Source organism: Nocardioides agri, assembly GCF_013778305.1.
Taxonomy (GTDB): Bacteria; Actinomycetota; Actinomycetes; order Propionibacteriales; family Nocardioidaceae; genus Nocardioides; species Nocardioides agri.
In genome coordinates this window covers 160,245-180,973 of the sequence record NZ_JACEIC010000002.1, presented here as the reverse complement: position 1 = coordinate 180,973, position 20,729 = coordinate 160,245, and the positions used below count along the sequence as shown (strand labels likewise).

The 20,729-nt window shown below is 73.5% G+C and carries 23 protein-coding genes; 12 read left to right on the top strand and 11 right to left on the bottom strand.

Annotated features, from left to right (window positions below):
* Positions 1–23: 23 nt before the first annotated feature.
* The 3 genes from HZF07_RS05440 to HZF07_RS05430 all read left to right on the top strand — a co-directional run bounded on the left by HZF07_RS05440 (position 24) and on the right by HZF07_RS05430 (position 3,194).
* On the top strand, positions 24–2,330 hold the full coding sequence (locus tag HZF07_RS05440; RefSeq protein ID WP_157340115.1) for a bifunctional metallophosphatase/5'-nucleotidase: 2,307 nt from the start codon (positions 24–26) through the stop codon (positions 2,328–2,330).
* Positions 2,327–2,815, top strand: a complete 489-nt coding sequence (locus tag HZF07_RS05435; RefSeq protein WP_181644835.1) for a CinA family protein — start codon at positions 2,327–2,329, stop codon at positions 2,813–2,815. Before HZF07_RS05440 ends, HZF07_RS05435 begins: the two co-directional genes overlap by 4 nt.
* Before the next feature lie 61 nt (positions 2,816–2,876).
* Positions 2,877–3,194: a helix-turn-helix domain-containing protein gene (locus tag HZF07_RS05430; protein WP_157340114.1), complete on the top strand. Its 318-nt coding sequence runs from the start codon at positions 2,877–2,879 to the stop codon at positions 3,192–3,194.
* A gap of 6 nt (positions 3,195–3,200) precedes the next feature.
* Here the strand turns inward: HZF07_RS05430 and HZF07_RS05425 are convergent, their stop codons facing one another.
* Entirely contained in the window at positions 3,201–3,995 is a 795-nt protein-coding gene (locus tag HZF07_RS05425; RefSeq protein WP_181644834.1) for an Fpg/Nei family DNA glycosylase, read from the bottom strand.
* Entirely contained in the window at positions 3,988–8,499 is a 4,512-nt protein-coding gene (locus HZF07_RS05420) for an ATP-dependent helicase (protein WP_181644833.1), read from the bottom strand. Before HZF07_RS05420 ends, HZF07_RS05425 begins: the two co-directional genes overlap by 8 nt.
* A 169-nt stretch (positions 8,500–8,668) precedes the next feature.
* On the opposite strand from HZF07_RS05420, the gene HZF07_RS05415 reads away from it, so the two are divergent.
* Positions 8,669–9,355, top strand: a complete 687-nt coding sequence (locus tag HZF07_RS05415) for a hypothetical protein (protein WP_157340113.1) — start codon at positions 8,669–8,671, stop codon at positions 9,353–9,355.
* A 23-nt stretch (positions 9,356–9,378) separates the two neighbouring features.
* On the top strand, positions 9,379–9,714 hold the full coding sequence (locus HZF07_RS05410) for a hypothetical protein (protein ID WP_157340112.1): 336 nt from the start codon (positions 9,379–9,381) through the stop codon (positions 9,712–9,714).
* Here the strand turns inward: HZF07_RS05410 and HZF07_RS05405 are convergent.
* Both HZF07_RS05405 and HZF07_RS05400 read right to left on the bottom strand, forming a co-directional pair.
* The gene (locus HZF07_RS05405; RefSeq protein ID WP_181644832.1) at positions 9,711–10,148 is read right to left on the bottom strand and encodes a VOC family protein; all 438 of its coding nucleotides are present in this window, start codon (positions 10,146–10,148) and stop codon (positions 9,711–9,713) included. The two genes, HZF07_RS05410 and HZF07_RS05405, sit on opposite strands and share 4 nt — an antisense overlap.
* A 46-nt stretch (positions 10,149–10,194) precedes the next feature.
* A complete protein-coding gene (locus HZF07_RS05400) occupies positions 10,195–10,425 on the bottom strand; it encodes a DUF3099 domain-containing protein (protein ID WP_157340111.1) in 231 nt (76 codons plus the stop codon).
* Between the two features lie 167 nt (positions 10,426–10,592).
* Here HZF07_RS05400 and HZF07_RS05395 point away from each other — a divergent pair, with 167 nt between their 5' ends.
* Positions 10,593–11,069, top strand: a complete 477-nt coding sequence (locus tag HZF07_RS05395) for a hypothetical protein (RefSeq protein ID WP_157340110.1) — start codon at positions 10,593–10,595, stop codon at positions 11,067–11,069.
* A gap of 22 nt (positions 11,070–11,091) precedes the next feature.
* Here HZF07_RS05395 and HZF07_RS24320 read toward each other — a convergent pair whose 3' ends face one another.
* The 7 genes from HZF07_RS24320 to HZF07_RS05360 form a co-directional block, all read right to left on the bottom strand.
* Entirely contained in the window at positions 11,092–11,904 is an 813-nt protein-coding gene (locus HZF07_RS24320) for an SRPBCC family protein (RefSeq protein WP_157340109.1), read from the bottom strand.
* Positions 11,905–11,949: 45 nt separating this feature from the next.
* Positions 11,950–12,285: a nuclear transport factor 2 family protein gene (locus HZF07_RS05385; RefSeq protein WP_157340108.1), complete on the bottom strand. Its 336-nt coding sequence runs from the start codon at positions 12,283–12,285 to the stop codon at positions 11,950–11,952.
* On the bottom strand, positions 12,282–13,112 hold the full coding sequence (locus HZF07_RS05380; protein WP_157340107.1) for a hypothetical protein: 831 nt from the start codon (positions 13,110–13,112) through the stop codon (positions 12,282–12,284). The genes HZF07_RS05385 and HZF07_RS05380 overlap by 4 nt, the downstream gene beginning before the upstream one ends.
* Positions 13,113–13,278: 166 nt before the next feature.
* The gene (locus HZF07_RS05375) at positions 13,279–13,884 is read right to left on the bottom strand and encodes a response regulator transcription factor (protein WP_157340106.1); all 606 of its coding nucleotides are present in this window, start codon (positions 13,882–13,884) and stop codon (positions 13,279–13,281) included.
* A complete protein-coding gene (locus HZF07_RS05370) occupies positions 13,881–14,990 on the bottom strand; it encodes a sensor histidine kinase (RefSeq protein WP_232523104.1) in 1,110 nt (369 codons plus the stop codon). The genes HZF07_RS05375 and HZF07_RS05370 overlap by 4 nt, the downstream gene beginning before the upstream one ends.
* Positions 14,990–15,424 carry a DUF6069 family protein gene (locus HZF07_RS05365; RefSeq protein ID WP_157340104.1) on the bottom strand — a complete coding sequence of 145 codons (435 nt, stop codon included), beginning with the start codon at positions 15,422–15,424 and terminating at the stop codon, positions 14,990–14,992. Before HZF07_RS05365 ends, HZF07_RS05370 begins: the two co-directional genes overlap by 1 nt.
* Positions 15,425–15,527: 103 nt before the next feature.
* Complete coding sequence (locus HZF07_RS05360) at positions 15,528–15,911, bottom strand: RidA family protein (RefSeq protein ID WP_157340103.1); 384 nt, start codon at positions 15,909–15,911, stop codon at positions 15,528–15,530.
* 53 nt (positions 15,912–15,964) lie between these two features.
* Here HZF07_RS05360 and HZF07_RS05355 point away from each other — a divergent pair, with 53 nt between their 5' ends.
* From HZF07_RS05355 to HZF07_RS05330, 6 genes are all read left to right on the top strand, one after another.
* Positions 15,965–16,903, top strand: a complete 939-nt coding sequence (locus HZF07_RS05355) for an ABC transporter ATP-binding protein (protein ID WP_434063452.1) — start codon at positions 15,965–15,967, stop codon at positions 16,901–16,903.
* Positions 16,903–17,715, top strand: coding sequence for an ABC transporter permease (locus HZF07_RS05350; protein ID WP_157340102.1), 813 nt, complete (start codon positions 16,903–16,905; stop codon positions 17,713–17,715). Before HZF07_RS05355 ends, HZF07_RS05350 begins: the two co-directional genes overlap by 1 nt.
* Positions 17,715–18,521, top strand: coding sequence for an ABC transporter permease (locus HZF07_RS05345; protein WP_157340101.1), 807 nt, complete (start codon positions 17,715–17,717; stop codon positions 18,519–18,521). The genes HZF07_RS05350 and HZF07_RS05345 overlap by 1 nt, the downstream gene beginning before the upstream one ends.
* A gap of 1 nt (position 18,522) precedes the next feature.
* On the top strand, positions 18,523–19,089 hold the full coding sequence (locus HZF07_RS05340) for a sugar O-acetyltransferase (RefSeq protein WP_157340100.1): 567 nt from the start codon (positions 18,523–18,525) through the stop codon (positions 19,087–19,089).
* Complete coding sequence (locus HZF07_RS05335) at positions 19,086–19,502, top strand: YkvA family protein (RefSeq protein WP_181644831.1); 417 nt, start codon at positions 19,086–19,088, stop codon at positions 19,500–19,502. Before HZF07_RS05340 ends, HZF07_RS05335 begins: the two co-directional genes overlap by 4 nt.
* Before the next feature lie 72 nt (positions 19,503–19,574).
* Positions 19,575–20,726, top strand: coding sequence for a methyltransferase domain-containing protein (locus HZF07_RS05330; protein ID WP_157340099.1), 1,152 nt, complete (start codon positions 19,575–19,577; stop codon positions 20,724–20,726).
* Positions 20,727–20,729 lie beyond the last annotated feature (3 nt).

Here is a 20,729-nt window from a genome sequence, read left to right as displayed (position 1 = left end):
TGCCGCGCGTTAGGGTCGGGGCCATGCTGCTGCGATCACTCGGTGTCGCTACCTCGCTCACCCTCGGCGCCAGCGTGCTCACCGTCCTCGGGGCGGCGCCTGCGCAGGCCGCCGACGTCGACGTGACGATCATCGGCACCAACGACTTCCACGGCCGGATCAAGGCCGACGGCGCGGCGGCCGGGGCGGCCGCGATCGCGACCTACGTGAAGCAGGTGCGGGCCAGCAACGCCAACACGGTCTTCGCCGCCGCCGGCGACCTGATCGGCGCGTCGACGTTCGAGTCCTACATCGCGCACGACAAGCCCACGATCGACGCGCTCAACGCGGCGCGGCTCGACGTCTCCGCGGTCGGCAACCACGAGCTCGACAAGGGCTACAAGGATCTCGTCGACCGGGTGATGGCCCCGGCGTCGGCCACCAACCCCGAGGGCGGAGCGGGCTGGCGCTACCTCGCCGCCAACATCGTCGAGCCGAGCGGGGCCGACGCGATCAAGGCGTCGATGGTCAAGACCTTCAACCCGGGCACGGCGAACGAGGTGTCGGTCGGGTTCGTCGGTGCCGTCACCGAGCACCTGCCCGAGCTGGTCGCCCCGGCCGGGATCACCGGCCTCCAGGTGACCGACGTCGTCGCCGCCGTCAACGCCGAGGCCGCGGCGCTCACCGCCGCCGGCGCCGACGCGGTCGTCCTGCTCGTCCACGAGGGCGCACCCGGCACCGACTGCTCGACGATGGCCGCCGACCCGGCGTCCGACTTCGGCTCGATCGTGACCGGCGTGAGCGGCGACGTCGACGCGATCGTCTCCGGGCACACCCACCTCGCCTACGACTGCGACCTCCCCAAGCCCGGCGGCGGGAGCCGCCCGGTGGTGTCGGCCGGTCAGTACGGCACGACGCTCGACCGCCTCGACCTCACGATCGACGCTGCGGCCGGCACGCTGACCTCGATCACCGCGGACCCGGTGCCGCTCACCACCAAGAACGCCGACAACAGCTTCACCCCCCGCTACTCCGACGACCCGGCCACCAAGGCGATCGTCGACGCCGCCGTCGCGGCCGCGGCCGTGAAGGGGTCGGCCGCGATCGGGCGGATCGCGGCGCCCTTCGAGCGGGCCGGCCGCCCGTCGGCCTCTGGCGGGGCGCGCGAGGAGAACCGGGGCGGTGAGTCCACCCTGGCCAACCTGGTCGCGGAGTCCCAGCGCTGGGCGACCCGCACGGCGACGTCCGGGGCTGCGCAGGTCGCGTTCACCAACCCGGGTGGCGTACGCGCCGACCTGGTCGGCAACAACAGCGCCGGATACCCGGCTCAGATGACCTACAAGCAGGCGGCCGACGTGCAGCCGTTCGCGAACACGCTGGTCAACATGCGGCTCACCGGCGCCCAGCTGCGCCGGGTGCTCGAGCAGCAGTGGCAGCCGGCGGGCGCGGCCCGTCCGTTCCTCCGGCTGGGGGTGTCGCTCGGCTTCAACTACGTCTACGACCCCGCGACCCACCGGGTCACCGCGATGTGGCTGGGCACCAAGCCGGTCGTCGACGACCAGACCTACTCCGTCACGGTCAGCTCCTACCTCGCCGGCGGAGGCGACAGCTTCTCGGTCTTCACCGAGGGCACCGACCGACGCGACACCGGGCAGACCGACCTCGACGCGCTGGTGAGCTATGTGGCCGCGCGCACCAAGAAGAGGGCGCTGCCGGTCAACTACCGGCAGCGCGCCGTGGGGCTGTCCCTGCCCGCGGGGGCGCCGTCCTCGTACGGCGCCGGTGACGTGCTCCGCTTCCAGCTGTCGTCCCTGGCCTTCACCGGCACGAGCGACAGGACCGACGCGCAGGCGACCGTCGAGGTCGGTCGCTACCGGCTCGGCACCGTCCGCCGGATCAGCAACGCGGTCGCGCCCGGCGCGACCGACGACGAGTCGGGCCGGGTCGAGGTCGCGTTCCGCGTGCCGGGCGGGATGGCTCGGGGCGTGCAGGTGGTCGAGGTCACGGGTGCGACCACGGGCACCGTCGTCCGGTACCCGATCAGGTTCACCGGTGACCGGCTGCGGTCGACGATGAAGGCCCGGATCTCCCGCAAGCGGCTGCTCGTCGGCAGGAGCCGGCCGACGGTGACGGTCCGCGTGGCCGCGGAGGGTCAGCCCGCCACCGGCCTGGTCCGGGTGCGCACGGCGGGCCAGAGCTACACCGTGCCGCTCCGCAGGGGCGTCGCGAAGGTGCGGCTGCACGCGTTCCACAGGACAGGTCCGCGGGGGGTCAGGGCGACCTACCTGCCCACCCTGACCACGGTGGGCGCTCGCCAGGCGCTCCACGTACGGGTCGTGCGGCACCGGTGACCGACCTGCCCACGCGGGTCCACCTGCTGCTCCGCGCATCTGGAGCGACCGTCGCCACGGCAGAGTCGCTGACCGGCGGCCGGCTGGCGACCGCGTTCACCGACACCCCGGGCGCCTCCGAGACCTACCGGGGCGGCGTGGTGACCTACGCCACCGAGCTGAAGACGGCGATGCTCGACGTCGACGAGTCGCTCGTGGAGGAGCACGGTGTCGTGTCGCCCGAGTGCGCCAAGGCGATGGCCTCCGGAGTGCGCGCGCTGACCGGCACGACCTTCGGCGTCGCCACCACGGGGGTCGCGGGGCCGTCCGACCAGGAGGGCAAGCCCCCCGGCACGGTCTTCGTCGGCATCGCCGGCCCGGGCCTGGTGGAGGCGGTCGCGCTGGAGCTGCGCGGCAAGCGGCAGCAGATCCAGGACGCGACCGTCCGCGAGGCGCTCACCGCGCTGGAGGACGTCCTCCGGCGGGAAGAAACACCACTCAGGTAACGTTGGGCGGACACCTGCCGATGACAGGAGCGACAGGTCCATCCGTGGAGAGGAGAGTCGCATGGCGCTGTTTCGTCGGATGCTCGGCGACGTGCTCCGTGACCAGCGGACCCAGCGCGGCATGACGCTGCGTGACGTGTCCGCCGAGGCGCGGGTGAGCCTGGGCTACATCTCCGAGATCGAGCGTGGGCAGAAGGAGGCCTCCTCCGAGCTGCTCGCGTCGCTCTGCGCGGCTCTCGGCGTGCCGCTGTCCTCCGTGCTGCGCGAGGTCTCCGACCTGGTGGCGGTCGAGGAGGCCGCGGCCGGTCTGCGCCGGCTCCCGGTGGCGTCCGCCGCCGAGCCCAGCACGGCCGACGCGGTCGTCACGTCGGCTGCCTGACCGCGATCACCGCGGCGGCTGGCAGCTCGGGCACCAGTACGCGACGCGCTCGACGCCCGCCTGGCCGAGCTCGCCCCGCTCGATCGGTGTGCCGCAGCGCAGGCACCGCTCCTGGCCACGCCCGTAGACCCACAGGCTGCGACCTCGGCGCTTGTCGCCGGTGGTGACGATCTGCGGGTGGTGCCGGTTCTGGACCAGCATCGTGTGGGCCAGGCGCACCATCCGCAGCGGGTCGGCGACCACGGAGACCGGGTCGCGCGGGTCGTAGCCGGTGAGGAAGCACAGCTCGGTGCGGTAGATCGTGCCGATGCCCGCGAGGTTGCGCTGGTCGAGCAGCGCCTCGCCGAGCGGCCGGTCCGGGTCGGCGGTGAGCCGGCGCACTGCCTCCTGCTCGTCCCAGTCCGGGCCGAGCAGGTCGGGGCCGAGGTGGCCCACGACGTCCTGCTCGCGGTCGCGGGGGAGCAGCTCGACGATGCCCAGCTCGAAGCCGACCGCGGTGCGCCCCTCCGCGCCCAGGACCACCCGGGCGAGGTGCCCGGGCTTGCTCCACCGCTCGCTCGGGCGGTAGACGCGCCAAGAGCCCTCCATCTTCAGGTGGGTGTGCAGCGTCCACTGCCGGCCGTCGTGGTCGATCCGGGTCAGCAGGTGCTTGCCCCGGGAGACGGTCTCGACGACCGTGCCGCCGGACAGGTCGGACGTGGCGTGCTGCGGGACGCGGAAGTCCGTGCGCACCAGGGTGCGCCCGTCGAGCGCGCTGCGGAGCCGGTCGGCCGTGCGCCAGACCGCGTCGCCCTCAGGCACCCGCCGACCTCAGTCGCAGGCCCTTGGGCGTCGCGATGAAGCCGGCCGCCTGGAGCGCCTGGCGCAACGGGGTCGAGCCGGCGCCGAGCAGCTGCTCGCCGTCGGCGCGCTCGACGGTGATCCGGCCGAGCGAGCCACGGTGGGCCGCCTCGGCGAGCGCCGCGGCCGCGGGGCCGAGCAGGTCGGGATCCTCGGTCCAGGTGAGGAGCGTGCGGCCGCCGCGCTCGACGTAGAGGGTGAGAGCGCCGTCGACGAGCACCACGATCGCGCCGGCCTTGCGGCCGGGGCGGTGCCCGCCGGCCTCGGTGGCGGCCGGCCACGGCAGCGCCGCGCCGTACGGGTTGGCCGGGTCGGTGGCGGCGATCGCGAGCGCGACGGGCTTCGCGTCGGAGGGCACCTCGCTGAACGTGCGCAGCCGGTCGACGGACCCGGCAGTGCCGAACTGGGCGGCCCCGAGCCCGGCGACGAAGTAGCCGCGGCGGCAGCGCCCGGACTCCTCGAACGCGGCGAGCACCTTGTAGACCGCGGCGAAGCCACCGGGCACGCGCTCGCTCACGACCGCGCCGCGGGTGACGACCCCGTGGCGGTCGAGCAGCCGCTCGGCCGCGGCGTGCGCCCGACGCGTGGGGTCGGTGTCGATCGCGGGCAGCAGTGCCCAGCGACCGGCGGTCTCGGGCGGGCCGGTGCGGACCGGCCCGGCGCCCGGTCGCCGGCCCAGCCTCGGGGGCGGGCGACGGGTGCGGTGGGCCGGGGTGCCGCCGCGGGTGAGGGCGCGCAGGGGAGTCAGCGTGTCGTTGCTGACCCGGCCCGCCCAGACCAGGTCCCAGAGCGCCGCCGAGAGCGCCTTGTCGTCCTTCGCTCCGACGCTGTCGGCGAGCTGGCGGAAGAACCACGCGCCGCCGGGCGCCAGGGCGTCGAGGACGGCCTGGTGGAGCTCGCTGTGCTCGAAGGGCTGCGGCTCGGGGAGCGTGAGGTGGGCCTGGTCGGCGAGGTGGAGCGAGACCCAGCCGTCGGCACCCGGCAGCGGGGCGTGACCGGCCCACAGGACCTCGCCGGAGGCGGTGAGCTCGTCGAGGTAGGACGTCTCGTAGTCGCGCACCCGGGCCGCGAGCACCAGCGGCTCGAGCGCGGAGGCGGGCACCGGGCACCCGGCGAGCTGGTCGACGACGGTGAGCACGCCGTCGACGCCGCGGTGGCGGCCGCCGACGTGCTGCCAGGCCGGGAGGAAGCGACCCAGGGTGTAGGGCTCGACCGGCTCGATCTCCTGGCGCAGGCGGGCGAGCGAGCGACGCCGCAGCCGGCGCAGCACCTCTGCGTCGCACCACTCGGTGCCCGATCCCGACGGCCGGAACTCGCCGTCGAGCACCCGTCCCTGGCTCGCGAGCCGCTGGAGCGTGTGCCGGACGACCGCGGCCCCGAGGCCGAGCCGCTCCGCGACCTCCTCGGTGGTGAACGGGCCGTGGGTGCGGGCGAACCGCGCGACGAGGTCGGCAAGCGGGTCCTCGACCGGGTCGGTGAAGGCGTCCGGCGTGCCGGGCGGGACCGGCACCCCGAGCCCGTCGCGCAGCCGGCCCACGTCCTCGACGCCGGCCCAGCGCTCGGCGCCGGCCATGCGGACCTCGACCACCCGGCGGCTGTCGGCCAGCGCCTGCAGCCAGGCGCCGACGTCGGCCCCCTCGGCGCTGCGCTCGGCGACCTCGAGGGTGCTGAGCGGGCCGAGCAGCCGGAGCAGGTCGGCCACTCCCTCGGCGTCGCGCACGCGCCGGTCGGGCGCCGTGCGCTGGAGCTCTGCTTCGACCTCGGCGAGCACCTCGGGGTCCAGCAGCTCGCGCAGCTCGGCTCGTCCGAGGAGCTCGGCGAGCAGGCCCTGGTCGAGGGAGAGCGCGGCGGCCCGGCGCTCTGCGATGGGCGAGTCGCCCTCGTACATGAACTGCGCGACGTAGCCGAAGAGCAGGGTACGGGCGAACGGCGACGGCTGGTGGGTCGCGACGTCGGCGACCTGCACCTCGCGGCGGTCGATGCCGCGCATCAGCGCGACCAGGGCGGGCAGGTCGTAGACGTCCTGGAGGCACTCGCGGACGGCCTCGAGGACGATCGGGAACGACGGGTAGCGCGCGGCGACCTCGAGCAGCGCCGCCGAGCGCTGCCGCTGCTGCCACAGGGGCGACCGGCGCCCGGGATCGCGGCGGGGGAGCAGCAGCGCCCGGGCGGCGCACTCGCGGAAGCGGCTGGCGAACAGCGCCGAGCCGCCGACCTCCTGGGTGACCAGCGCGTCGATCTCGTCGGGCTCGAACACGATCACGTCGCCGCTGGGGGGCTCGGCCTCGGTGTCGGGGATGCGCACCACGATGCCGTCGTCGGAGGCGACCGCCTGGCCGTCGACGCCGTAGCGCTCGCGGAGCCGGGCGTTGATCGCGAGCGCCCAGGGGGCATGGACCGGGACGCCGTAGGGCGAGTGCACGACCAGCCGCCAGTCGCCGAGCTCGTCGCGGAAGCGCTCGACGACGAGGGTGCTGTCGCTGGGCAGCAGGTTGGTGGCCTCCAGCTGCTCGTGGAGATAGGTGACGAGGTTGCCCGCGGCGTACTCGTCGAGGCCCTCGTCCTGAGCGCGGGTCCGGGCGCGCTCGGGCGGCAGCGCGCCGAGCTCGCGGGTGAACGCGCCGATCGCGGCGCCCAGCTCGGCGGGCCGGCCGAGCGCGTCGCCCTTCCAGAACGGCAACCGGCCCGGGATGCCGGGAGCCGGAGTGACCAGCACCCGGTCGTGGGTGATGTCCTCGATCCGCCAGCTGGTGGCGCCGAGCGCGAACACGTCGCCGACGCGGGACTCGTAGACCATCTCCTCGTCGAGCTCGCCGACGCGGCGGCCCGTGCCCTCCCCGACGAGGTAGACGCCGAACAGGCCGCGGTCCGGGATCGTGCCACCGCTGGTCACCGCGAGCCGTTGGGCGCCGGGGCGGCCGGTGAGCGTGCCGGCGACCCGGTCCCAGACGATGCGCGGGCGCAGCTCGGCGAACTCGTCGGACGGGTAGCGGCCGCTCAGCAGATCGAGGGTGGCGTCGTAGGCGCTGCGGGGGAGGTTGGTGAACGGCGCGCTGCGCCTGACCAGGTCGTAGAGGTCGTCCACGCCCCAGGCCTCGAGGGCCGTCGCCGCGACGACCTGCTGGGCGAGCACGTCGAGCGGGTTGGCGGGCACCCGCAGCGACTCGATCGCGCCGCTGCGCATCCGGGACACCGCGACCGCGGTCTGGGCGAGGTCGCCGCGGTGCTTGGGGAAAAGTACGCCGCGGGAGACCTCGCCGACCTGGTGGCCGGCCCGGCCGACGCGTTGGAGGGCGCTGGCCACGCTCGGCGGGCTCTCGATCTGGACCACCAGGTCGACCGCGCCCATGTCGATGCCGAGCTCCAGGCTGCTGGTCGCGACCACGCAGGGGAGCCGACCGCGCTTGAGGTCGTCCTCGATGAGCGCCCGCTGCTCCTTGGACACCGAGCCGTGGTGCGCCTTGGCGATCACCTGCTCGGCGCCGTGGCTCTGCCCGGACTGCGCCATCAGCTGGGCCGGGGGAGCACCGTCCGTCAGCTCCGCGCCCGCTCGCTCGGTGGCGATCTCGTTCAGTCTCGCGGTCAGGCGCTCGGCCAGCCGCCGGGAGTTGGCGAAGACGATCGTCGAGCGGTGCTGCTCGACGAGGTCCACGACGCGCTCCTCGACGTGCGGCCAGAGGCTCTGCGAGCGCTGCGGGTCGTCGCTGTCCTCGTCGTACTCGTCGGGGGCGGTCATGTCCTCGACGGGCACGACGACGCGGAGGTCCCACTCCTTCTCGCTGCGCGGCGCGACGATGTCGACCGGGGCGCTGCCACCGAGGAAGCGGGCGACCTCCTCAAGCGGGCGGACCGTCGCCGAGAGCCCGATCCGCTGTGCCGGCCGGTCCAGGAGCGCGTCGAGGCGCTCCAGGCTGACGGCGAGGTGGGCGCCGCGCTTGCTGCCCGCGACCGCGTGCACCTCGTCGAGGATGACGGTCTCGACGCCACGCAGGCTCTCGCGCGCCTGGCTGGTGAGCATCAGGAACAGCGACTCCGGCGTGGTGATCAGGATGTCCGGCGGTGCCGTCTGCAGCTTGCGGCGGTCCGCCGCCGGGGTGTCGCCGGAGCGGACGCCGACCGTGACCTCCGGGACCGGCACGCCGAGGCGGTCGGCGGTGTGCCGGATGCCGGTCAGCGGCGCCCGGAGGTTGCGCTCGACGTCGACGCCGAGTGCCTTGAGCGGGGAGATGTAGAGGACCCGGCACCGCTTCGCCCGGTCGTCGGGCGGCGGCTCGGTCAGCAGCCGGTCCAGGCTCCACAGGAACGCGCTCAGCGTCTTGCCCGACCCGGTCGGCGCGACGACCAGCGCGTGCCGCCCCGCCCCGATCGCCTCCCACGCCCCTGCCTGGGCAGGCGTCGGTGCCGCGAACGCCGCACCGAACCAGGTGCGGGTCGGCTCGCTGAACCTCTCGAGCGGATCTGCCACGGTCCCAGTCTTGCCCACGCCACCGACACTCGACCCGTGGACGACCCGTGGACGACCCGAGGCAGCGATCCGGCACGGGCTCCGAGCCCAGACGGACGGGGCTGACGCTCTCGAGAAGTTGAGTACGGGTGCTCAGGCCGCGGGCGCCGTTCCCCGACAGGATCGGGCCATGAGAGATCTGCGCAGGCTCGTCAGCACCGTCGTCATCGTCTGCTTCTCGGTCGCCGCGCTCCTGGGGATCGCCGCCCTGCTCGGGGGCGGGAGCTTCGGTGAGACCGAGGCCCGGGTGCTCGGGACGACGCTCGTCATCGGGCTCCAGTCGGTCGCGGCGCTCTGCTACCTGGCCCTCGCCGGACACCGGTACGCCGCGGTCGGGCTGGCAGGTGGGGCCAGCTCGCTCGTCGCCAGCGGCATCGCCCTGTGGGCGACCTGGGGCGACGGGGTCCCCGACGGCGCCTGGCGTACGTTCGGCGTCGCGGTCACCGTCGCGGCTTCACTCGCCCAGGCCTCCCTCCTGATCGCGCTGGTCCGCCGCCGCTCGCTGCGTGCGGCACTCGCCGCCACGCTTCTGGCCATCGCCGCGGTCGCCCTGATGGTGATCTACCCGATCGTGGCGGAGCCCGAGCTCGACGACGGGTACTGGCGGCTGCTCGGCGTCCTCGCGATCCTCGACGTGCTGGGCACCGTGGTCCTGATGGCGCTCGGCCTCTTCCGAGGCCGGCAGCCCGAGGCGGCGGCACCGGCGACCCTGGCGGCTCCCGTCCAGGCGCGCCTGGTCGCCACGGCGCGCGACCTCGGCACCACGCCCAGCCAGCTCGTCAGCGACGCGCTCGATGCCTTCGTCGCCCGCCGGTGAGCGGTGCGCCGTAGGGTTGTGACATGTCCGAGGCGCACGACCACCCCATCGCCTACACCGCCCTCCAGCCGGGCACGCCCGTGCACACCAGCGACGGTCAGCCGTTCGCGACGGTCCAGGCGGTGCTGGTCGACGAGAAGGTGTCGGTGTTCGACGGCATCGTCGTCGAGACCACCGACGGCACCCGGTTCGTCGATGCCGACGAGATCGGGACGATCTACACCTCGCACGTCCGCACCACGCTCACCGCGGAGCAGGCGGCGAACCTCCCGGTGCCCGACCGCTCTAACCTCGTCGACATCAAGCCGCCGCGCACGATGGCCGAGCGGCTCAGGCGGAAGTTCGGCCGCAAGCTCTAGCCCTTCTGCAGCTCCTCGGCGAGCATCACCAGGATGCCGCTGGGGCCGCGGACGTACGTCAGCCTGTAGACGTCCTCGTAGGTCGCGACGCCGCGCAGTGGATGGCAGCCGTGCCGGGCGGCGACCTCCAGCGCCCGGTCGAGGTCATCGACCGAGAAGGCCACGCGGTGCATGCCGATCTCGTTGGGTCGCGTCGGCTCCGACTCGATGGCGTCGGGGTGGAGGTACTCGAACAGCTCGAGACGCCCGGAGCCGTCCGGCGTCTGCAGCATGGCGATCTTGGCGTGGTTGCCGTCGAGTCCCACAGCGGTGTCGGTCCAGTCGCCACTGACCGTGTCGCGGCCGAGGACGGTCAGGCCGAGGTCGGTGAAGAACGCGATCGTCGCCTCCAGGTCGCGGACGGCGATCCCGACGTTCTCGAGCTTGATGGGCACGCGCCCCACGCTAGCCGTCGCGCCGGCTCGGGTCGCCAGCGCCGTCTCAGCGGTCCTCGCCCCAGTTGGCGACGACGACGGCGATCGCCGGCAGCACAGCAGCGACGGCGGACATGGCCACGGCTGCCGTGGTCGACCACAGGCGGACGAGGTTCCAGGCCAGCACGATGAGCACCAGGCACGCGCCCATCAGGGCGAAGTACCACCGCTGACGTCGGCGCAGCCGCTCGCTCTGCGGCCTGCGCACCCCGGTGTCCGTGACGCGATGACGTCTCATCACTCCCACCTTGCCACTGGCATCAGCCTTGAGGCGGAGCGGCGGTCATCCCGCCACGACCGTCACGACCAGCCTGGAGGTCGATGTAGCAAGGATGCTCCGACTCCTAGCGTGCGGGAACGACGCAGCACCCGAAGCTGCACGACGACCTGAGCGAAGGAGTCACCATGTCCGCCCGCACCTCCACCGAGCCCCACCGCATCGCGCCGACCCAGCAGCGACCGGAGCCGACCACCGTCCCCCGCGACCGCCGGGTGCTCGCCGGCGTCGTGGTCCTGGCCGCCCTCTCGGTCGGCGGCGCGGTCATCTCCGTCGCGAGTGGGCTGAGCTCCACGATCTGGGAGGCGATGGGCCCGACCGGACGGCTCTCGATCCCGATCCCGATGATGCTGGCCCAGCTCGTCGCCGCCTGGCTGGCCGCAGGCCCGCGCCGGCGGCCGGCGCTCGTGGCGAGCGCGCTGCTCGCCCTCGTCGAGCCGATCTGCATCGTCTCCGGCTTCTACGACGGCGGCTACAGCGACCCCGACCGCTCGACGCTGCACATCGCCTACCAGCTCGTGTTCGTCGCGAGCATCGCCGCCGTCGGCGTCCTCGCGGCGCTGCGCCTGGCCTCGCTCCTGCGCCGGCGGGACTCGTCCGGATGACGCGGCGTACTCGTCGGGGCGGTCACGCGCCCACACCCAGCGCCGCCGCCAGCCCCTCGGGGTCGGCGACAGCGAGGGTCGCCCCCGGGTGCCGGACGAGGCCGGTGGTGTCGATGGCCGTCACGGGCTCGGTGAACTCCAGGCACAGTGCCCGGTCGCCGTTGCTGGCCATCGTCACGCCGCGGTCGCTCAACGACAGGTGCGGGGGACCGGCGGTCTTGACGAAGCTGAAGTCGCCGGTGACGTGCGCTGCGACGACGTTGGCACGCGGGGTCAGCAGCCTCCACGGGCCGTAGCGGACGTAGAGCCAGCGGGGGCCGACCTCCGCCGACGTGGTGGCAGGCGCGATGCCGAACGGGCGGGCCGCCGCGGCGTACGCCGGGGAGAAGGCGAACTCGAACTCGCGGACCATCTCGGTCGGCGGGTCCTGCTCGACCACCGGTGTGTCCGGCGACGTGGCGACCAGGCGGCGCAGCGCTGCACGCGCCACCGGCCGGTAGGCCTGAGCCGGGACCGCCGCCGGACCATGCACCTGCATGAGCGCACGGCTGCCGCCCTCGGCTGTCGGCAGCACGTGGTGGTGCATCCGCACCCGCGCACGCCCGACCATCACGTCCCACGACCAGGACCGCAGGCCGGCATCGACCTCGACGACCTCGTAGTCGACGGCCAGCGGTCCCGGTCCGAGCACGCGGCCGGTGCCGCCCGTCCGCAGGCCGGATGGGGCGGCGGTCACGCCCCGGATCTGCGGCGCCCACGACGGCCACTGCGACGGGCTGGTGAACCGGCGCCAGACCGTGTCGGGATGCGCGCTCCCGCTGGCCTCGACCAACATGGTCTCGAGCCTGACAGACGCCACCAACCGCCCGACCGGGCTGCGTCAGCGGACCGCGCCTCCGAAGAACACCTGGATCTCGGTGATCCGTCCGTCGACGACCGTGATCAGCTCGGTGTTGCGGTGCGTGCCCTCGGACTCGAGGTCGTACTCGTACAGGATGAAGACGTCGCCGCCTCCGGCGGGGGTGACGTGGAGGAGCTCCTGGCGCGACACCCGGTCGGCCGTCGGGAAGCAGCGCTCGAAGAACGCGTCGCGGCCGATGTGGTCGTCCTGCGGGCTCGTGAAGACGAGCTCGTCGGCGACGAGGGCCTCCGCGGCGGCGCGGTCCTGCCGGACGTAGGCCTCGAAGTTGGCTCGCACGACCTCCTCGGGCGTCATGGTGCGGGCCGCACCTCGGAGGTCCAGCTGCCACGCGCGTAGATGAACATGGGCGCGGAGTAGATCCCGTCGTCGTTGATGCCGACGCCGGCCGGGATCACGGCGTTGGCCGGGTTGAGGAGCAGGTCGGGGAGCGGCCCGGCGCGCCGGAAGTCGGCCTGCAGGGCGGCCGGTGAGGTCGCCAGCTCCTCGTTGCTCACCGCCATCTCCAGGTCACCGCGGTGCCCGTCGTGGAAGAAGCTGATGCCGCCGTCGACGGGCTCCGGCGCCGGCTCGGTGCTGACCGCTCGCAGCTTGTAGGCGACGCCCGGCGCGTCGACGCGCCAGGTCCCGGCGCTCGGCGCGCCCGCCGCTCCGATGTCGAGGGTCGCCTCGGTGTCGGCGGTCAGGCGCTCGGCCGGCCAGCCGCGTGCGCGCAGGTGGGCGAACGCCACGGGATCGTCGGTCGCGTACCAGAGGACGTACGTCGCGAACCCGTCCACCGGCTCGCCGTCGCGCGCGGCTACCTGCACGGCGCCGATCGAGACCGTCGACCGGCCGTCGGCGCCGTGCGCGGGCACGCCGTCGACGGTGATCGACTCGCACGTGTAGGTGTAGACCCACAGTCGCGCGGCCACGATGCCGTTCGGGCCGACGAGGGGCGTCAGGTCGTAGCGCGAGGGCACGAGGGCCCGCGTCTCGGCGGAGTCCACCGCGCGCGGGAGGGTGACCTCGACGCAGTCGCGCTCGTGGAGCATGCTGCTGGGCGCGGCGGTCGCGGGCGACGAAACGCAGAGCGCCGACGCCGCGGCCGTGGCTGCTGCCGCGGCCTGGCGGATGCTGACCATGGTGACCTCCCGAGTGTCCCCACTCGAGGATCGCCGGGCTCGGGGGCCGGCGCAACCCTCGGCCTCAGCCGCCGTGGACTCCGGGAGCGGGAGCACGATGTCATGCGGACGGTGGAGGCGGTCGCGCCGGCCGGATGAGCCCGCCGAGGGCAGGGCCGCAGCTCGGTCAGAGCCAACCGTTGCGCCGGGCGAGCAGGGCCGCCTCGGTCTTGTTGCGCGTGCCGGTCTTGCCGATGGCGTCGGAGAGGTAGTTGCGAACCGTGCTCTGGGAGAGGTGCAGCAGGTCAGCGATGTCAGCCACGGTGGCGCCGCGCTCTGCGGCCGCGAGCACGTCGCGTTCGCGCAGCGTGAGGGGGCTGCGCGGGGCCCGCAGCGCGGCACCCGCGAGATCAGGGTCGACCACCGTCCGCCCCGAGGCGACCTTCCGGATGGCGTCGGCCAGGCCTTCGACCGGTCCGTCCTTGACCAGGAAGCCGACCGCGCCCGCCGCCATCGCGCGCTGCAGGTAGCCGGGCCGGCCGAACGTCGTCACGATGACCACCCGGCACTCCGGCAGCTGCGCAGCGAGATCCGCGGCAGCGTCCAGGCCGGAGACACCGGGCAGCTCGATGTCGAGCAGCGCGACGTCCGGGCGCTTCCGCAGAGCGATCGGCAGAACGTCGGTCCCCGTGGAGACCTGGGCCACGACTTCGATGTCATCCTCCAGGTCGAGGAGGACGGCGATGGCGCCGCGCATCATCGCCTGGTCCTCGGCCAGCAGCACCCGGATCATGCGCGGCCTCGGGGCACCGTTGCCACCAGACGGAAGCCGCCGTCCTGAGGCGCCACGGCCAGCTCCCCGCGGCCCGCCGCGAGGCGCGACCGCAGGCCCTCCAGACCCCCCGGGCGGAGAGCCGGCGGCGTCGGTGCACCCACGCCGTCGTCCGTGATCGTCAACGTGACCTGCCCGTCCGCGTCGGCGAGTGAGATGCGGCAGGTCGAGGCGCCGGAGTGCCGGAGCACGTTGGTGGCGGCCTCGCGCACGACCCACGCCAGCAACTCGTCCTCGGCGTCGGTCACCACCACGCCTGAGTGGTGGACCGTGGTGGCGATTCCGGCGGCGTCGAGCGCCCGGCGCGCGCCGTCCAGCTCCTCGGCCAGGCTCGGTGTCCGCATCGTGTCGACGGCCTGGCGTACGTCGGTCAGGGCCTGCCTCCCGATCTGCTCGATGTCCACGGCGTGCGCGATGGCGGCGTCCGGGTCGGCGACAGCCAGCCTCCTGACGGCCTGTGCCTTGACGACCATCACCGACAGCGTGTGACCGAGGAGGTCGTGGAGGTCGCGCGAGAAGCGGTCGCGTTCGTCGGCCACGGCTGCGCGCGCCAGCTCCTCACGAGTCCGGCGCAGCTCGGAGACCGTGTCGATCAGCGTCGCGAAGGCGGAGCTGGCGACTCCGGCGAGCAGGACCACGAAGCCCTGCGCGAGGACCCGGCTCCCGTCGGGCTCGGCGGCCCACGCCGCCCACATCGACGCCGCGGCGGTGATCGGCACGGCAGCCAGCAGCCAGCGGCCGCGGAGCGCGCTCGGGAGGACGTTCGCCAGCAGCAGCCAGGTGGGCAGCCACATGTCGTGGGCGTGGGCCGCGCCGGCGAACGTCGCTGCGACCAGTGTCGAGAGGGCGATCGGCGCCCGCGGGTCGAGCCACGGCGGTCCGCCGGTCAGCGCAGCGGTCACCGCGGAGGCCGCGATCACCACGATCATCGCGACCTGGAAGACCAGCGACTCGGTGGTGCCGTGCAGGTCGAGGACCGGGCCGAGCAGCAGCACGGGCGTCCAGACCAGGATCGAGGCGTTGCGCGAAGCGTTGCGTCCCCACGACGATCGGGGTCGCCAGCTCATCACGACGTCCACGCTACGCGGCGGGCGAACCGGGCCCGGAGCCCGACGACGACCACAGCGCCGACCGCGAGGTGCATCGCGGCCAGGCACGAGCCGGCCGCGCCTGTCGTCGCGCCGAGCGGGCCGGCCAGCGACAGCGCGAGGACGACCACCGAAGCCCAGGTCCAGATCGCGACCCCGTGACGGGTACGGCGCTCCAGGACCCGCAGCAGCCCGGCCGCCGCGAGAGTCACGACGAGCGCGGTGAGCACCACGGATCCCAGACCGATCTCCCGCGCGTCCGATCCCGATCCCACCCGGAGGTCCACCGATGCGGCCCCGGTCGCCAGCCACCAGATCCCGGCCGCCACACCGGCGGCGCACACCGCCACCAGCACGGCCTCGCGCCACCGTCCCGGGCCTACCTCGGTGTGCTCGTCGTCCCGAACAGCCATCGTCACCACATCCCTTCCCGCTCCCTCTGAGCGCCACCTCGACGCTAGGGACGCGCCCGTCCGCGATGCAGGGTTGAACGTGGTCGACCGACCATGACAGATGTCAGGCGGACAGCACCGCATCGAGCTCCATCTCGACCTTCCAACGGGGGTCGAGCAGGCCGGCGACGACGACCATCGTGCTGGCGGGCCGCACGTCGCCGAAGATCTCACCGTGCACGGCACCGACGGCGTCGCCGTAGGCCGGGTCCACGACGTACTGGCGGGTGCGAATCACGTCGTCGACGGTGCCGCCGAGCTCCTCGAGGGCGGCGAGCATGATCTCCCAGCAGCGGCGGGCCTGGACGACGGGATCGGGGTCGACGCCGCCGTCGGGCCAGACGGGCGCCGTGCCGCTGACGGCGATCGTGCTGCCGACGCGCACGGCGCGGCTGAAGCCGATGGCGGCCTCGAACGGGGAGCCCGAGCGGGCGGAGGTGCGGGACATGCCAGGAGCAAACCAGATGAGCGCTGTCGGCGGGTGCGCATAGGGTTCGGCACGTGCACACACCGGTCGACGACTCCATGATCCTCGCCGCGGGCCTGCGCAAGTCGTTCGGCGGCTTCGAGGCGGTGCGCGGCATCGACGTCGACGTACGCCGCGGCGAGGCGTTCGGCTTCCTCGGCCCCAACGGCGCTGGCAAGTCGAGCACGATGCGGATGATCGCGGCCGTGTCGCCGGTCAGCGGGGGCACCCTGCGCATCCTCGGCCTCGACCCGGCGACCGACGGGCCGCAGATCCGCGCCCGGATCGGCGTCTGCCCGCAGGAGGACACCCTCGACACCGAGATCTCCGTGCGCGACAACCTCTACGTCTACGGCCGCTACTTCGGGCTGCCACGCGGCGAGGTCCGGCAGCGGGTCGACGAGCTGCTGGAGTTCGTGCAGCTCACCGAGAAGGCCAACGCGATGGTCGACGACCTCTCGGGCGGCATGAAGCGGCGCCTGACGATCGCGCGCAGCCTCATCAACCGTCCCGAGGTGCTGCTGCTCGACGAGCCGACCACCGGGCTCGACCCGCAGGCGCGTCACGTCGTGTGGGACCGGCTGTTCCGGCTCAAGCAGCAGGGCGTGACGCTGGTGCTGACGACGCACTACATGGACGAGGCCGAGCAGCTGGCCGACCGTCTGGTGGTGATGGACAAGGGCGTGATCGTCGCCGAGGGGTCGCCGCTGTCGCTGATCGCCGAGCATTCCACGCGGGAGGTGGCCGAGCTGCGGTTCGGGGTGGGGGAGAACGAGCAGCACGCGAGCAAGGTCGAGGACCTCGCCGACCGCGTGGAGGTGCTCCCCGACCGGCTGCTCCTCTACACCGCGGACGGCGAGGAGACCGTCGCGAAGGTGCACGAGCGCGGACTCACGCCCGCGGCGACCCTGGTCCGCCGCTCGACGCTCGAGGACGTCTTCCTCCGCCTCACCGGCCGGACGCTGGTGGACTGATGACCGAGCCAGCGCGCAGCACCGCGCCCAGCAACGCGTTCGCCGGAGCCGGCCGGCTCGCCGACTACTGGGCGACCGTCTACCGCCGCACCTGGAAGGGGTCGGCGATCTCGTCGTTCGTCACGCCGCTCTTCTACGTGCTGGCGATGGGGGTGCTGCTCGGCGACTACGTCACCAGCGACCCGGCCCAGCTCGAGGGTGCCTCGTCCTACCTCGTCTTCATCGCGCCGGGCCTGCTGGCCGCGCAGGCGATGCAGACGGTGTTCGGCGAGGTCACCTACCCGGTCATGGGCATGATCAAGTGGCACAAGACCTACTTCGGGATGACCGCCACGCCGCTGAGCGTGCGCGAGGTGATCCTCGGGCACCTCGGCTTCGTGCTGTTCCGGGTGGCGCTGACGTGCGGCGTCTTCGCGATCGTGATGGCGCCGTTCGGCGTCTACGCCACGGCGTACGGCGCGGTGCTCGCGTTCCTGGTCCAGCTGCTCCTCGGGCTCGCGTTCGCGACGCCGATCTACGCGTTCTCCGCCGGGCTCAAGGACGAGAGCGCGTTCGCGATCGTCTTCCGGCTCGGCATGATCCCGCTCTTCCTCTTCTCCGGCGCGTTCTTCCCGATCTCCAACCTCGACCCCTGGATGGAGGCGCTCGCCAAGGCGACCCCGCTGTGGCACGGCGTCGACCTCACCCGGATGCTCACGCTCGGCACGGTCGACGGCGCCACCGCGCTGGTGCACGTCACCTACCTCGCGGTGCTCGCCGTGCTGGGCTGGTTCTGGGCGGTCGCCCGGCTCACGCAGAGGATGTCGGTCTGATGGCGCTCGTCACCGCGACCGCGCTCCGCGGCCGCCCGCTCGGAGCCGGTGAGGCCACCGGGCTGCTGGTCTACCGCAACTTCCTGGCCTACCGGCGCGCCTGGTACATCTTCGCGACCGGCTTCCTCGAGCCCGTCTTCTACCTCTTCTCCATCGGCGTCGGCGTCGGCCAGCTGGTGACCGGCTTCGAGCTCAACGGGCAGGAGATCCCCTACGCCGAGTTCGTCGCGCCGGGCATGCTGGCGGCGTCGGCGATGAACGGCTCGCTGCTCGACAGCACGTTCAACTTCTTCTTCAAGCTGAAGTACAACAAGCTCTTCGACCAGATGCTGGCCACGCCGCTGACCACGATGGACGTCGCCCGCGGCGAGCTCAGCTGGTCGCTGCTGCGCGGCGGCACCTACGCCGCCGGCTTCCTGGTCGTCATGGTCGCGATGGACCTGGTGTCGTCGTGGTGGGCGCTGCTCGCCGTGCCGGCGGCCCTGCTGATCGGGCTGGCGTTCGGCGGGGTCTGCATGGCGCTGACCACGTGGATGCGCTCCTGGCAGGACTTCGAGTGGGTGACGCTGGCGACGATCCCGATGTTCCTGTTCTCCGCCACGTTCTTCCCGGTCGACGCCTACCCCGCCGCGGTGCGCTGGATCGTCGAGGTCACCCCGCTCTACCGCGGCGTCGTGCTGTGCCGCGAGCTGACGACGGGCGCGGTCTCCTGGGCGTCGCTGATCTCGGTCGTCTACCTGGTCGTCATGGGCGTCGTCGGGCTGCTCGTCGTACGCCGCCGCCTCGACAAGCTGCTGCTCACCTGAGATGCGCGACGAGCAGCGCCTGCCGACCCGGTCACCGGAGTCGCGTGCCTTCGCCGAGCGCGTGCAGCTGGTGATGACGCTGACCGCTCGCCTCAACGCCCTGCCCTTCGACGACCTCGACGCGCGCCGTGAGCTGCTGAGCGAGATCTTCGGCCAGCCGCTGCCGGAGTCGCTCTCGGTGCTGCCGCCGTTCCACTGCGACTACGGGCTGGGGGTGACGTTCGGCGAGCGGGTCTTCATCAACCAGGGCTGCTACTTCCTCGACCTCGGCGGCATCACGATCGGCGACCGGGTGCTGATCGGCCCGCGGGTGACGCTGTGCACGGCCGGCCATCCGGTCGAGCCGGACGAGCGGTTCGACTTCCTCACCCACGCCGCGATCGTCATCGAGGACGACGTGTGGATCGGGGCGGGCGCGACCGTCACGCCGGGGGTGACCATCGGCCGCGGCTCGGTCGTCGGCGCCGGCGCCGTCGTCGCCACGGACGTGCCGCCGATGAGCCTGGTGACCGGCACGAGCCTCGTCGAGCGGAGGCGGCTGGGCCAGGCGCTACCGTCCACCCCGTGACCGGCACCTGGTGGCAGGCTCTCCTCGGGGTCACCGCAGGGCTGCTCGCCGTCTGGCTGCTCCTGGTCGCCGCGCTCGCTCTCCACGCCCGCCGCACCGGCCGCCGGGTGTCGCTCGCCGACGCCGTCCGCCTGCTCCCTGACGTGCTGCGGCTGCTGCGCCGGCTGGCCGCCGACCCCGGGCTGCCGCGCTCGGTCCGCGCCTGGCTCTGGCTCCTGCTGGCCTACGTCGCGCTGCCGATCGACCTGGTGCCCGACTTCGTCCCGGTGCTCGGGTACGCCGACGACGTGGTCGTCATCGCGCTCGTGCTGCGCCACGTCGTACGCCGGGCGGGGCCGGAGGCGCTGGAGCGGCACTGGCCTGGGACGCCCGACGGGCTCGCCGTGGTGAAGGCGCTGGCCGGCGCCGGCTGACTGGCGCCATCTCGTCGTCCGATGGCGATATCTCGCGCGCGCGACGTCGACGGCGGCTGGAAGGATGACGCCATGAGCGAGGGAGCCGTGGTCGGGCCGGACACCAAGGACTGGACGTGGGTCCTCGACGAGACGTGCCCCGAGTGCGGCTTCGACGCGGGCGCGGTGACCGTCGACCAGATCCCGACGACCATCCGCGACAACGCGACCACGTGGGCGGCGGTGCTGACCCTGGACGACGCGGCGACCCGCCCGGCCCCGGCGACCTGGTCGCCGCTGGAGTACGCCTGCCACGTCCGCGACGTCAACCGGATCTTCGACCTGCGGGTCGGGCTGATGCTCGCCGAGGACGAGCCCCAGTTCCCCAACTGGGACCAGGACGAGACCGCGATCGCCGAGCGATACGCCGAGCAGGACCCGGCCGCCGTCTCGACCGAGCTGCTCGACGCTGCGGAGCGGGTCGCCGAGCGCTACGAGTCGGTGCCGCCCGACGCGTGGGGACGCCGTGGTCTCCGCAGCAACGGCAGCGAGTTCACGGTCGAGAGCATCGGCCGCTACCACCTGCACGACCTCGTCCACCACGCCTGGGACGTCCGGGCCGCCGTCGCCCGCGCCACGGTCGCGGCCTACGACGCACACGCGGCGGCGTACGCCCAGGGCATCCCGGCCGCCGACGACCAGCTCGAGGCGCAGCAGCGCGACTTCGCGGCGGCGCTCGGCCCCGGCGCCCGGGTGCTCGAGGTCGGCAGCGGACCCGGCCGCGACGCCGCCCTGCTCGAGAGCCTGGGCCTCGACGTCCGGCGCACCGACATCACCCCGGGCTTCGTCGACCTGCTCCGCGCGCAGGGCCACGCCGCCGACGTCCTCGACCCCCTGACCGACGACCTCGACGACCCGGCGCGCCCGGGCACGCCCTACGACGGCGTCTGGGCGAGCGCGAGCCTGCTGCACGTCGACCGCGCCGACCTGCCGGCGGTGCTCGCCCGGCTCGCCTCGGCGACCCGGCCCGGGGGAGTGCTCGCACTGGCGCTGAAGGAGGGCGACGGCGACGCCTGGTCGACCCACGGGTTCGTCGGCGCCCCGCGGCACTTCGTCTACTGGCGCGAGCCCGGGCTGCGGGCCGTCCTGGACGCGGCCGGGTGGGAGGTCGAGCAGGTCGGCCACACCCGCAGCGCCCGCACCGGCGAGCCCTGGCTCGACGTCCGGGCGCGGCGGCGCGCATGAGGC